A 12,755-nucleotide genomic window follows, 5' to 3' on the forward strand; every position below is an offset into this window, starting at 1 on the left:
GGGCTAGGATCGCAGAGTGAAAAACACTCGAGACTATATTCAGATTTTTTCTGACGGAGCATGTTCTGGAAATCCCGGCCCGGGTGGCTGGGGGGCTATTATTCTGTTTCCCAGTGATCAGATCCTGGAGTTAGGTGATGGCGATCCGCAGACGACAAACAACCGCATGGAGATGAAGGCGGTTGTGGAGTCCTTGCGCGTGGTGGAGGCTCATCCTGAGCCGATTCGCTTCTACACCGATTCCACTTATGTGATTCGTGGAATTACGCAGTGGATTTTTGGCTGGAAAAAGCGCGGCTGGAAAACGGCCGAAGGTGGCGACGTCTCTAACAAGGATCTTTGGGAAGAGATTCTGAAGCTTGTGCAAAAGCGCGGGGCCGCAGGGAAAATCGAATGGCTTTACAGTCGTGGACATGTGGGCATTCCGGGCAATGAGCGCTGCGATGAGATTGCGGTGGCCTATTCCAAAAGAACCGGTGTCGATTTGTATGAGGGGTCTCTGGAAAACTACTCAGTGAATATTCTGGAAGTACCCAAGGATGGAAGTTTGCCGGAGATGAGATCTCCTGGTGAAAAGAAAGTGGCGCATAGCTATTTAAGTAACATCGGCGGGCTCGTATATCGTCACAAGGATTGGCCTTCGTGCCAACGTCGCGTGAGCGGTAAATCAGGGGCGAAGTTCAAAAAGGCGGGATCACCTTCTGAAGAAGTGACGATTCTGAAATCTTGGGGCTTGGACGCGAATACACAAATCAAAGAAGGTTAATGGCCCCTTGGGCCGAAGAAGGTTAGACAGCATGGAAATCACTAATCGTCAGGTTCTTGTTACAGGTGCAAGTCGTGGAATCGGTCGCGCATTCGCAAAAATGTGCGCGCAAGACAAAGCTTTTCTTCATATCGTACTTAGAAAAAATGATGAGACTTTGGTGAAGGAGCTTGAAGAGGCTGGCGCGAAAGCGGTGACTGTCTATGAGGCTGATTTGAGCTCTCGTGAAAGTATTGATGCCCTTTTGCTTAAGCTCAAGGATACACCCATTGATATTCTTTTTAATAATGCGGGCGTTTTGACCGGAGGCCTTATTGAAGAGCAGCCTTTGGATGATATCTACAAAATGTTCCAAGTGAATATCAATGCCTTGGTTCATCTCACTCACGGGATATTGCCGGGAATGATTTCTCGCAAGCGTGGTAAGATTATTAACAACTCCAGCGTTTCCGCATACATGAACTTTCCGTGTGCGTCGACTTATGCTGCTTCAAAAGCAGCTGTGGCGGCGTTCACAAATTGCATTCAATTGGAGTTGAAAGATACCAACGTGACGACGCTGTTGTTGATCACTCCGGGGATTAAGACTCGCATGTTTGATGAGATTGAAACTTTGTACGGAAAGAATATACAAGTTCCTGGTGAATCAACAATTTCTCCAGGTAAATATGCACAGATCATTCGTGAGGCGATTTTGCATGATTTGCCTGTGCTCGAGCCATCAGGCCTTACGGGGATTGGTTTGAAAGTCGCAAAATTTGTGAAACCATTGTTTGATTTCGAAATTTCCCGCCGCTTCCATCGCAATTAAGAAAAAGGTAAGAAAAAGGTACGGACACACTTATGGTGTCGCACATGCGTCACCATAAGTGTGTCCGTACTTTTCAAAGTCTAAGGCTTGAAGTCCAAAGCAGCAGATCCAACAGAACCTGTGACCGTTAATTTCATAGGTAATGATTCGATGCTTTTCATCGGAACATTGAAAGTCACAGAGTAGGGTGTGTAGAAGCGGTTGAATGAAGGATAAAGGCTGATCAATTCAGGCGACGCTGTTTTAATCTTCGCAACTTTCCCTTCGTAGCGTTTTCCTGCGACATCAAGGAACAGTCGCCATTGTGTATTGGGCTTGTTCAAATCATCGCTTTTGCGCTCGGGAGTGTAGAAGGCAACAAAGAACTCGGTTTCCTTGTTGAGTCGACCTTCGAATTTGGATTTCTCTTCAAGATATTTTTTGTCATCCCATTGATAGATCCGTGTCAGTTGATCCATCTGAGCTTCCATAACTTTTGAGTTCAAAGCGGTGCCTTGTACGTCCAACAAATTATAAAGGCCGGAGTACTTGATTTGCTGGTCTGAGTTTTGGTCGATCACATTGAAGTACTCGGACTCGGTGCGAATCGCACGACCACCAGGTGTTACTTCATAAGAGGCACAAGCAGTCAGACATAGGCAGAGGGCGAAAAGATATTTCATTATTTAGACTCCAAAAAACTATCCAAAAACTTTTTTAGATCGGCAAACGCCGTATTTCTCATGACGTCGTTATAGATTTCATGTTTGGCATTTGGATAAATATAGATTTCTTTGCGTTTGCTTCCCATTTTTTCATAGAAAGACTTCGCATCGGGGGTGCTGCAAACAGGGTCATGCTCTGGCAGTTGGAACAAAGCAGGCTTCTTGATTTCATTCGCGCGGGGGCGAACGTAATTCCAAGACTCCAACATGCCCAAGAAAACTCCAGGTGACATGCGCGTATGGCGTAAAGAATCCTGTTCATATTCACGAAGCACGTCCACGTCGCTGGAGAGCATGCTGTTGTCCAGTTCATTTCCCAATGTCACTTGGGGCAGAAGCTTGTGCAGGATGCTCGCGGCTCTCGATTTAATAGCCGGAACTGTGATCGCGAGGCCCAAAAGAGGGGAACTCACCACAATCCCATCAAATTTCAAATCTGGATTGCGCATCAGGGTTTTGAGCTCAATCAGAGCACCCATTGAGTGGCACAATAAGATAACAGGTCCTTTGCGAACTTTTTCGTCCTGCAAAACCATGTCGAGGAAGATTTTGTAATCGCGACAGTAGTCGTCGAATTCCGAAGCGTATCCGCGGCGACCATCAGATTTTCCATGGCCACGCAAATCCCAGCCATAGAAGCTCCACGAATCATTTTCAAAGGCGCTGGTCAGGCGGTGATAAGACTCAGAGTGCTCACCGTGACCGTGTGTGAAGATGATGGTTCCTTTTGCGTTGGGATTTTCCCAAATCTGAAAGAACAAGTTGATGTCTTGGTATCCCTTAAAGAAACCTTCGGATCTTTTATACATGCGATTAGAGTGCCGCCAAATGCGATCTAGATCAAGTCTCTAGATGAGGCCGCGGACCACAATTGTATCGTGGGGGGCTGGCTCTTTATCGAGATGATCAATGTTGTAATGGATTCCGCGAGATTCTTTGCGTCGCAGAGCACATTCCACAGAAAGATCCGCCACGATGGCGATATTACGCAGTTCTAAAATGTCTGAATGGATTTTCATGTTGGAGTAGTACTCTTTCACTTCATCCAAGATATTTTTGAGTCGATGCTGGGCGCGCTCTAGACGTTTGTTGGAGCGAACGATTCCCATATAGTTCCACATCAAACGGCGAATTTCTTCCCACATCGCCGTGATAACAATCATCTCGTCATCGTTGGATTCTTCAGGGTGTGACCAGGGCTTTGGATCAATCGCAATTGCCGTCAGCGAATTCCAGGATTTTCTAAGTTGCTCAGAACAATTGTGAGCGGTGGTGAGGCACTCTAACAAAGAATTGGAGGCCAGGCGATTGGCACCGTGAAGTCCCGTGCAAGCGGTTTCGCCGATGGCCCACAGGCCTGGAATATCCGTGCGACCATTCTCGTCTGTCACTACGCCTCCACAAAGATAGTGGGCTGCAGGGACGACAGGGATCGGCTGTCGAGTCATGTCGATTCCAAATTGCAGGCAAGTGTTGTGAATAGTCGGGAAACGGTGTTTGAGGAAGTCCGCATCCAGCTTGGTCATATCCAGATAAACACATTCAGAACCGGCGCGTTTCATCTCATTATCAATTGAGCGGGCTACGATATCACGGGGAGCTAAGGAACCAAGAGGATGGTACTTCTTCATAAAGGCTTCGCCTTTTGAATTGATAAGCTCTCCACCTTCTCCGCGCAATGCTTCGGAGATCAAAAAATTTCTGGCATCTTTGTGATAAAGGCATGTGGGATGAAATTGCATGAACTCCAAATTGGCGATGCGCGCGCCCACTCGGTAAGCCATCGCGATGCCGTCTCCGGTCGCACCACTCCAGTTGGAGGTATAGAGGTAGACTTTTCCAGCTCCGCCAGTGGCAAGAACTGTGGTTTTTGCTACAAAAGTATGCACTTCTCCGGTGTCGGTGGCTAAAGCGTAGCAACCCACGCAGGTGGTTGGGGCCATGTCTGTGGCATCGACTTCTTTGTTCACGATAAGATCGATGGCGTTAAAGCGCTCCATCAAAACAATATTTGAATGCTCACGAACGCGTGCCAAAAGTTTACGATGAATTTCAAAACCTGTTTGATCTTCGAAGTGCAGAATGCGTCGGAAGCTATGGCCGCCTTCGCGCGTCAAATCGATTTCTTCGGTTTCTTCTCCGCCTTTGTTTCGTAAATCGAAATGAACGCCCCAGTTTATTAAATCCTGAATGCGTTCAGGGGCTTGCATAATGTAGTTACGAACAACAGTTTCGCGACAGAGACCAGCTCCTGCAACCAAGGTATCTTGAATATGAGATTCGAAGCTGTCCTCGTCAGACATTACGGCCGCGATTCCTCCTTGAGACATCTCAGAGTTGGTGTCGGTGAGTTTCTCTTTAGCGAGAACAACGACTTTTCCAAGGGGAGCCATCTTTAGAGCGAGAGCGAGGCCGGCAGTGCCGGAGCCGATGATCAAAACGTCACTGCGATATTTAGGCATGGTGAGTATCCATAATGTTGTTTTCTACGCCCTTTAAATGTGTTTGGCAAAGGAGTCTTGCTTGATTCTTACCAGTTTCTAAAACTACAATAAAATCAAAGACTCACGCAAGGAATTGGCGTGCTAAACTTGAGTACTAGAATGAAGTAGGGTTTTACGGAAGGAACAGCCTCGATGAAAGTGAAATTACTTGCAGTCCTGATCGCCGTGGCGGCCATTTTTATTGGCGCTGTTTTGTGGCGTACTGACAGCTTCGTATATGGCGATCGCATGAGCTGGGTGGAAGCACAGACGCGAACTCAATTGGGTTCGATGAACTATGCTCTTGCAGTCGAACTCAAATCTTTGCAAAGAGTTGTTTCAACTTTCAACGCCGAAAATTTTAGAAAAGAAAAATTCAATTGGACATCCGTAGCGCCATACTATGCGGCCGCTTCTTTCGTTGTGACGAACGGAGAGTTCGATCCTCAAACTTTAATTTCCAAAGACAATTCGAAAGCAGCAACCTGGACAAAAGAGTTTGTGAAGTCTGCACTTGGTAAAGTGACCGAGCGCACGACGGACCTGCGCTACTTCGTGAAGCCTTTCCAGGATAACAATCGTGGTCGCTATGTCGCTTTGGTTTTCCTTGAAGGTAACAAAGCATATGCCTTGATCGGCAATGGTGAAATCTTTCAATCACTGATTGATGGTCAGCGTGGGTCTTTGAGTTCTTTCTCTGTGGTCACCTCAACGGGGCTTACCGTAGGGCATTCGGTTCCGGAGTATCTGGGAACTGTGATGCGTGATGATCCGTTTTTTAAAGAAGCACAGAAGAGTTCGTCGCCACATGGTGGCGGTGTTTTCAAAATGCCGAATGGACAGGAACTCTATGGAATGTTCGAACAAATTCCGCAAAGTAATCTGCTCGTGATCAGCTCGGCTCCTTTGAGTGAGACCATGAAGGGACGCGCTGGATTGTGGTGGCAGTTCCTGCTGCTTGGATGTGGCTTGGTGCTTGTTGGGATTGCGGGTGTTTTGTGGGTTGTGGCTCCGGCGGAAAAAGAAATTGAAAGCCTGGAAATGCAATTGCAGGCAGCCAAACAAAAAGCCGCGGCGGTACCGGTTGCTGAAAAGGCCGTTGCGATGGATCCAGCTCTTGCGCAAAAAGAAAAAACGCAGACCTCTATGAGGGTGGCTTCAGCATTGGCGCATGAGATGCGCGGACCTTTGACCTCAATCTTGGGATATTCACAAATGATTTTGGCAAAAGCTCCTGAAGCTGAAATCGTTGCCAGCACGGATTCGATTCTGCGCGAGACGCGCGCAGCACATGAGGTTCTTGATAAGTTGTTGGGCTATGCCGGCGAAGAGATCAAGGATAAGAATTCCATGAAGATGGAAGGTCCTTTGGCGCGAGCGCTTAAAAACCTGGATGGTTTGTTCCAAACCAAAGGCGTGAAGCTGACGAAGAATTTCCAAGAGACTGCTGCGATGGAGTTGCATGTTGAGGCCATGACGAAGGCCATTGAAAACATTCTTACCAACAGCGTAGAAGCAATGGAAAGAATGCCGAAGAAAGAAATTAAACTGGATCTTTATGAAGACGAAAAGGCCATTCACTTGATCGTGGAAGATTGTGGTGAGGGAATTGAACCACAAAACTTGCAAAAGATTTTTGATCCCTTCTTTACGACCAGATCTTTCCAGAATCATATGGGGCTGGGATTGGCCACGGCCTTTGGAATTTTGAAAGAACACAATGCGGAAGTCCAAGTGAGTTCCGAGCGTGGCAAAGGCACGAAAGTGTCCATCAGCTTTAAGAAACTAGAAACGGCTCCAGTATTGAAAGCGCCTTCAGCAAAGGTGGAAAAAGTGCAAGAAGTTATGATCGCTCCAGAATTGCCGCAATTGAAAGAACAGTCACCAGAACGCGAACAGGCGGAAACGCATTATGCGGAAGTGAAGGCGACTGAAGCGGCGAAGCCTCCGCAGTCACCGTTGGACGTGAATATCGAAAATCTCTTGGAGCTACCGGCAATGGCAGAGGCGAAAGTGACTTCGACAGAGAACATCAACGACGACAAAACTCCTGTTATTGAATACGCGGGTTCGGCAATGGTGATTGAAAACAATCCAGCGGCTGAGTTGGCGGCCATGAATTCGGCGATGGATTCGATGGACTCTATGGATGATGAGCTGACTCCGGTGAATTTGATCAACGCACCAACGACGGCAGCGAAGCCTAAGGCTTCTAAGTTGGATAGTTATCGTGTGGACATTCGCAGACCAGGAAGAGGATTGAATTGAATATTCGCGATCATAGTTCTCAATTTACGATTTATGTCTTCACCACGGATGTGGATCAGGGGGCTTCTGTGAAAGTTTATCTTTCACAGGCGGGCTATGATGCGTACTTCTTCCAGGATCCTGAAGCTCTTGAAACAAGACTGAAGGAAAATCCACCGCATATTCTAGTATTCTCTACAGCGGCCCTTGGCGGTTCGCTCAGTGATTTTGTGACCCATGTTCAGGGTATTAATGATGAAATTCGATTTATCGCGATCACCGCTATTTCACAGTTTGATATTTTAGCTCAATACAATTCATTCGGATTTGTTGATGTGATTTCAGACGAGGCGGCCGCTTTGGAGACTCGAGTTGTCTGGTCCGTGGATAGAGCTTGTGAAAAGTTGTATCTCAGTTATCAAAACGAGCAGCTCTTTGATGATTTGCAGACGGTTAAGCAGCAGGTGGATGAAGTTCACAAAGCGGCCGTAACCAGTATGAAGGCCGCGGCTGCGGCAGAGAAGCTGGAGACGGTTTCTTTTGCGACGAAAATTGGTCAGTATCGTTCGGCGCATAGCAAAGAAGATTTGATTCAAAGGTTCTTGAATAATATTTCCGGCTCCATGTGTATCTTCTTTAAATTTTTGCCTTCTGTGCGTTCGTTCGTTGCGACTCATGGAAATGGTGTTGAAGGTTCACAAATTCAAGGCGTGGGCTGTCAGCTCGAGGCTGATGATGTGAAAGATTTGAATGGTCAGCTCTCCGTAGGACTTCTGCCGGCACGCTTTAATGCGATGTTGGTCGAGGCTTTCCACTTCAATCCTCCCAAAGGTTTGCCGCTTTACGGTGCGCAAAATTTGGAGGGCGTATTTGTTTACTCAGGAAGTTTGGAAAAAGGGGCGGCGACGCAGTTGAATGAAGAGTTTGCGCTCTTCTCGCTGTGCTACTCACATTTGGCGCTGGAAAAAAAGGTGGACGCTCTTGAGGTCCAAGATTTCGTCACAGAACTTCATAACCGCAATTACTATGTTAAAATTCTCGCTGACGAAGTGTCTCGTTCGCGCCGCTTGAAGCAGCCGGTCTCCGTGGTGAAAATCGCCATGGATGACTTTTATGAGATTGAATCATCTTTGGGTGAAGCGGTGAGAGATGAGTTGCTAAAATCCGTTGCGACAGTCATTGCTAAGACCAGCCGCTCGAACGATCAAAGTTGTCGAACGGCGGCGAATGAGATGGCGATGATTCTGCCTCACTGCTCGAAAAAAGGAGCAGCTTTGCGCGCGGAAAGACTTCGTCGAATTATCGAAGGAACTTCATTCCTGGATAAAGGCATGAAAGTTTCAATTAGTTTGGGAATTAGTGAGTATCCGTCTTTGTGTGATTCTGCGAAATCTTTGGATGAGTCAGCGACTAAAGCCCTCAGCCATATCGTGGATAAAGGTGGAAATAAAATCTGTTTGTACAAGGCGCCAGAGACTCATCGTCCTGACTTCGAAGTACCAGTAGAGTAGGGAATAGATAATAGTTGATGGAAATGTATCGACGGACTTTTGCAGAAATTAATCTTGATCACTTGGCACATAACATACGTGTCCTGCAGACGTCTTTTCCTGATGCTCCCTTTCTTTGTCCCATGGTGAAGGCAAATGCCTATGGCCATGGTGACGTTCAGCTTGCGCGCTTTCTTGAAACTCTCGGAATCAAACATCTTGGGGTCTGCCTGATTGAAGAAGGCCTTTTGCTTCGTCACTTCGGGGTGAAGGCGGAGATCTTGGTTTTCCGTGGTTTCGACCGCGAAGGCGCTGAAAAGATCATTCAATACCGCATGACTCCGGTCGTAACAACCTGGGAGCAAATTGATCATCTCGAAGAAGTTGCGAAGTCACCGGTCAACATTCATTTGAAATTTGATACAGGCATGAATCGTTTGGGGTTTCGTCCTGAAGAGGCGCAGAAACTTTACGAACGTCTTTGGCAGAATAAAAAGATACGCGTGAAGGCCTTGGTGACTCATCTTTATAACGGTGAGGATGCAATCTCTGATCAAGGCAACAGCGCGGATCAATTGCGCCGCCTGCATCAAGCCAGCGAAATTTTTAAACCTTTCGAAATCTTCTCTCATGCTCTGAACAGTGCGGGGATTTTAAATCTACTCAAGCTTCGTAAAGAGCATAAAGCAGAACATCCATTGCTTTTGCAAAACTGGGGATTGCGTCCTGGGTTGATGATCTATGGTTACAATCCAGTACCTGGTGTGAATTGTGATTTGAAGCCGGTGATGAGTTTAAAATCCGTGGTCAATACCTTCAGACACCTCAAGGCGGGGGAAACCGTATCGTACGGAGGAACCTGGAAAGCCAAGCAGGATTCTGTCATTGCGGTTGTTCCGATTGGTTATGCCGATGGCTATCACCGTATTTTGTCGAATCAGTCCCATGCCTTGTTCAATGGAGTTCGCGTTCCGTTGGTGGGCAACATTTGCATGGATTATCTCATGCTGGATGTGACAGAGGCGGTTCGCGGAAAAGATTTGGTACAATATAAAGATCAAGAAGTGGTTCTTTTTGGCCAAGACTCATTTGGAAATTTTTTGTCTCCGGAAGAGCTTGCTGGAAAAGCAAAAAGCATCACTTGGGAAATGCTCACCAGTGTGGGGGAGCGGGTTCCGCGTGTTTATACTGGTGCGGATGCCAGTTTTGTTATCGAGAACGTTGGGGGAGAATAAATGACTATCGCGGATAGAGCTGCTTCGGCGGTGACCTGGATAGGTGATTGGGTTATTAAATCAGTCACAGACTTTATTGAGCAGACCGGAAAGATCATTTTGTTCTTCAACGAAAGTGTACGGTTGATTTTCGCAAAGCCTTCACGCTTTCCCGAGATCATCAAGCACATGGAGTTCATTGGAAACCAATCCATTGCCATCATTAGTTTGACGGGTGTCTTCACTGGTCTGGCTTTGTCTTTCCAAATCTATTTGGGCTTCAAGATGTTCAATGCCGTCAATATGGTGGGACCGGTTGTGGCTTTGGGTATCACTCGCGAGTTGGGGCCGGTATTAACGGGCTTGATCGTTGCCGCAAGAGCAGGGGGAGCCATGGCCGCTCGCCTTGGTACCATGCGTGTGAATGAGCAGATCGATGCTTTGGATGTGATGGGTGTCAATACCAAGCAATATTTGATTTCTCCAAGAATGGTCGCAGCAGTTATCTGCATGCCGTTGTTGACGGCGGTATTTGACTTCGTCGCGATGCTTGGAAGTTATGTTCTTTGTGTGAAGCTGGTTCAATTGGACGAAGCCGTTTTCTGGCAAAGAATCAAAGATATGATTGAAGTTAAGCATATCAACGAAGGTCTTTTTAAATCTGCCGTATTCGGTTTGTTCTTCGCTCTTATCTGCACCTATCGCGGTTTCAATACGACGGGTGGTGCAAAAGGTGTTGGCGATGCAACCAATCAAGGTGTCGTACAAAGTATGGTGGCCATTATCATTCTGGATTATTTCCTGACGAACCTGATTCGTTTCTACTACAACGTCATGGGGATTTCATAATGCGCAATGAATCTGCGATCGTTCTAAAAGACGTCACCAAATCCTTCGATGGTGGAAAAGATTTTGTTCTTAAGGGCATCAATTTAGAGGTTCCCAAGGGGTCATTGACCGCGATTATTGGGTTTTCCGGGACAGGAAAAAGTGTCGTCTTGAAGCACTTGCTGGGCTTGTATAAACCAACCGCAGGAAGCATTGAGGTTTTAGGGACGGATCTAAGCACTCTCAATGAAGATCAACTCACTAAGTTTCGCTGTAAATTTGGGGTGCTCTTTCAATCGGCGGCATTGTTCGATGATATGACAGTTCTTGAGAATGTTTGCTTTCCACTTTTTGAGCATCGTCGCGATCTCAAAGAGACACAGGTCCTTCGTATAGCCGAGCAAAAGTTGCACGACGTTGGTTTGGACCCAAAACATTTTCAAAAGCTCCCTTCGCAAATTTCTGGAGGGATGCAGAAGCGAACGGGGTTGGCCCGAGCTCTCGCCCTAGATCCAGAAATTTTGATATACGATGAGCCCACCACGGGATTAGATCCCATTCTGACTGAAATGGTGGATAATTTGATTCTGAGTACTCACAAATCAAGACCAGGCACGACATCAATCATGGTTTCTCATGATTTGTCCGCCGCGTTTAGGATTGCCGATCATATCGCAATGTTAGATAGTGGCCGGGTTTTGCTTTTCGGTACTCCAGAGGATTTCTTCAATACCGATATTGAACTGGTGAAGAGATTCGTGAATAAAGGGATGAAACATCAATGAATTTGCTCCGTGCGACTGAGTTTAAAGTTGGCCTCTTAGTGATCATCGTGGGATCTCTGATCGCCGTGATGTCTATGCAAGTCAGTGATGATCCATCGTATTTGGGTCGCTCTAAAAAAGCCTGGTTCCTTATTCCTAATGCGGGTGGTTTGGTTAAAAACTCTGCCATCCGTTCCGCAGGTATTCCTGTTGGTGTGATCAAAGACATCCGCTTGCAAGATGGCCAAGCCCGCGTTGATATCACTATTAAATCTGAAATTCCTTTGACGACATCAGCGTCTATTGAGATCAAAGCTCAAGGTATCTTGGGTGACTCACACGTTGAGGTATATCCTGGCTCTCCAACAGATCCTCCGTTGCCTGACAATGCCCAAATCACCAACATCAAAGCCAAAGGTTCTTTGGATAACTTGATGGCGGAAGTGGGGGAAGTGGCCTCTTCATTGAAAGTGGTGGCAAAGAACCTGGAAGAGGCAACGACAGAAGATGGCACTCGTAAGCATATCTTGGGTCGTATTGTTAAAAACGTAGAAACAATCACGAACGATCTCGCTCACGTAACTTCTGAAAATAAAGATAAGATCGGCGAAATCGTAGATCAAATCCACGATGTCACTTCGTCTTTGCAAAAGATTGCTAATGACAATAGCGATCAAGGTCTTAAAAAGACTTGGGAGCACTTGTCAGCAACTGTTAAAAACCTTGATGACGTAACTGCTAAGATCAGTCGTGGTGAAGGCACCATTGGTAAACTTGTCAGCGATGAAACCACTGCTGAAAAAGTGGAATCTGCGATCGACGGGGTTAATGACCTTGTGGGCGCAGCAAGCCGTATTCAAACTGCCATGGATTTCCACACAGAATATCTTGGAACCGTGGGAAGCTGGAAATCAACTATTGGGGTTTATATCCAACCAGGTCTAGATCGCTTCTACTATCTTGGTATCGTAGACGATCCAGCCGGTGTTGTGGAAACCACACGTACTCAAACGACGGGAACAACCACTTCCGATATCACAGAGAAGAAAACCTACGAGCAAAAAGTTAAATTCACTTTGCTCTTCGGTAAGAACTTCTGGGACCTTACTTTGCGTGGCGGTATCATCGAAAACGGTGGTGGTTTTGGAATCGATTACTACTTCTTCCGTCGTAAGTTGAAGGTTTCTACAGAGCTCTTCGACTTTACAAGAACGAACTGGCGTACCTTTGCCACATATTACTTCTATCGTGGTCTTTATGTTAATGTCGGTATCAACGACGCTCTTGATAAGAACGGTGCGAGATCTGGCTTTGCAGGAGCGGGTCTTTATCTTACCAACGATGACCTTAAATTTCTCTTAACTAAAGGCCTCTAGATTATGACAGCTGCGCCCGGCAACTCCGAAAGGAACTGGCTTGTTAAATCCTCCACGAGGATTCTCGGGCCG

At 46.7% G+C, this 12,755-nt stretch carries 11 protein-coding genes; 8 read left to right on the plus strand and 3 right to left on the minus strand.

Features of this window, described 5'->3' with window-relative positions; genetic code table 11:
• The first annotated feature begins 16 nt into the window (after positions 1-16).
• Both rnhA and NWE73_RS04420 read left to right on the plus strand, forming a co-directional pair.
• Complete coding sequence (rnhA, locus tag NWE73_RS04415; RefSeq protein ID WP_277577072.1) at positions 17-766, plus strand: ribonuclease HI; 750 nt, start codon at positions 17-19, stop codon at positions 764-766.
• 31 nt (positions 767-797) lie between these two features.
• Positions 798-1,577, plus strand: coding sequence for an SDR family NAD(P)-dependent oxidoreductase (locus NWE73_RS04420; RefSeq protein WP_277577073.1), 780 nt, complete (start codon positions 798-800; stop codon positions 1,575-1,577).
• Between the two features lie 80 nt (positions 1,578-1,657).
• On the opposite strand, the gene NWE73_RS04425 is transcribed toward NWE73_RS04420, so the two are convergent.
• The 3 genes from NWE73_RS04425 to nadB are packed head-to-tail and all read right to left on the minus strand — an operon-like array spanning position 1,658 to position 4,743.
• Positions 1,658-2,239, minus strand: coding sequence for a hypothetical protein (locus tag NWE73_RS04425; protein ID WP_277577074.1), 582 nt, complete (start codon positions 2,237-2,239; stop codon positions 1,658-1,660).
• Positions 2,239-3,090 (minus strand): alpha/beta hydrolase, encoded by an 852-nt coding sequence (locus NWE73_RS04430; protein WP_277577075.1) that lies wholly within the window; start codon positions 3,088-3,090, stop codon positions 2,239-2,241. The genes NWE73_RS04425 and NWE73_RS04430 overlap by 1 nt, the downstream gene beginning before the upstream one ends.
• Positions 3,091-3,129: 39 nt before the next feature.
• On the minus strand, positions 3,130-4,743 hold the full coding sequence (nadB, locus tag NWE73_RS04435) for an L-aspartate oxidase (protein WP_277577076.1): 1,614 nt from the start codon (positions 4,741-4,743) through the stop codon (positions 3,130-3,132).
• Between the two features lie 174 nt (positions 4,744-4,917).
• Between nadB and NWE73_RS04440 the strand changes: the two genes are divergently transcribed.
• The 6 genes from NWE73_RS04440 to NWE73_RS04465 are packed head-to-tail and all read left to right on the plus strand — an operon-like array spanning position 4,918 to position 12,683.
• Positions 4,918-7,032, plus strand: a complete 2,115-nt coding sequence (locus tag NWE73_RS04440) for a sensor histidine kinase (protein WP_277577077.1) — start codon at positions 4,918-4,920, stop codon at positions 7,030-7,032.
• Positions 7,029-8,522: a GGDEF domain-containing protein gene (locus tag NWE73_RS04445; RefSeq protein WP_277577078.1), complete on the plus strand. Its 1,494-nt coding sequence runs from the start codon at positions 7,029-7,031 to the stop codon at positions 8,520-8,522. Before NWE73_RS04440 ends, NWE73_RS04445 begins: the two co-directional genes overlap by 4 nt.
• Positions 8,523-8,545: 23 nt before the next feature.
• Entirely contained in the window at positions 8,546-9,736 is a 1,191-nt protein-coding gene (gene alr, locus NWE73_RS04450) for an alanine racemase (RefSeq protein ID WP_277577284.1), read from the plus strand.
• Positions 9,737-10,564, plus strand: coding sequence for an MlaE family ABC transporter permease (locus NWE73_RS04455; RefSeq protein WP_277577079.1), 828 nt, complete (start codon positions 9,737-9,739; stop codon positions 10,562-10,564).
• Positions 10,564-11,328, plus strand: coding sequence for an ABC transporter ATP-binding protein (locus NWE73_RS04460; protein WP_277577080.1), 765 nt, complete (start codon positions 10,564-10,566; stop codon positions 11,326-11,328). Before NWE73_RS04455 ends, NWE73_RS04460 begins: the two co-directional genes overlap by 1 nt.
• Positions 11,325-12,683, plus strand: coding sequence for an MlaD family protein (locus NWE73_RS04465; RefSeq protein WP_277577081.1), 1,359 nt, complete (start codon positions 11,325-11,327; stop codon positions 12,681-12,683). The genes NWE73_RS04460 and NWE73_RS04465 overlap by 4 nt, the downstream gene beginning before the upstream one ends.
• Positions 12,684-12,755: the final 72 nt, after the last annotated feature.

This window comes from Bdellovibrio svalbardensis (assembly GCF_029531655.1).
GTDB lineage: Bacteria > Bdellovibrionota > Bdellovibrionia > Bdellovibrionales > Bdellovibrionaceae > Bdellovibrio > Bdellovibrio svalbardensis.

What these genes read in the sequence shown, in the direction of transcription:
- NWE73_RS04420 (WP_277577073.1), top strand. Translation starts at nt 798, where the DNA reads ATGGAAATCACTAATCGTCAGGTTCTTGTTACAGGTGCAAGTCGTGGA.
- NWE73_RS04425 (WP_277577074.1), bottom strand. Translation starts at nt 2,239, where the DNA reads ATGAAATATCTTTTCGCCCTCTGCCTATGTCTGACTGCTTGTGCCTCT.
- NWE73_RS04430 (WP_277577075.1), bottom strand. Translation starts at nt 3,090, where the DNA reads ATGTATAAAAGATCCGAAGGTTTCTTTAAGGGATACCAAGACATCAAC.
- nadB (WP_277577076.1), bottom strand. Translation starts at nt 4,743, where the DNA reads ATGCCTAAATATCGCAGTGACGTTTTGATCATCGGCTCCGGCACTGCC.
- NWE73_RS04440 (WP_277577077.1), top strand. Translation starts at nt 4,918, where the DNA reads ATGAAAGTGAAATTACTTGCAGTCCTGATCGCCGTGGCGGCCATTTTT.
- alr (WP_277577284.1), top strand. Translation starts at nt 8,546, where the DNA reads ATGTATCGACGGACTTTTGCAGAAATTAATCTTGATCACTTGGCACAT.
- NWE73_RS04455 (WP_277577079.1), top strand. Translation starts at nt 9,737, where the DNA reads ATGACTATCGCGGATAGAGCTGCTTCGGCGGTGACCTGGATAGGTGAT.
- NWE73_RS04460 (WP_277577080.1), top strand. Translation starts at nt 10,564, where the DNA reads ATGCGCAATGAATCTGCGATCGTTCTAAAAGACGTCACCAAATCCTTC.
- NWE73_RS04465 (WP_277577081.1), top strand. Translation starts at nt 11,325, where the DNA reads ATGAATTTGCTCCGTGCGACTGAGTTTAAAGTTGGCCTCTTAGTGATC.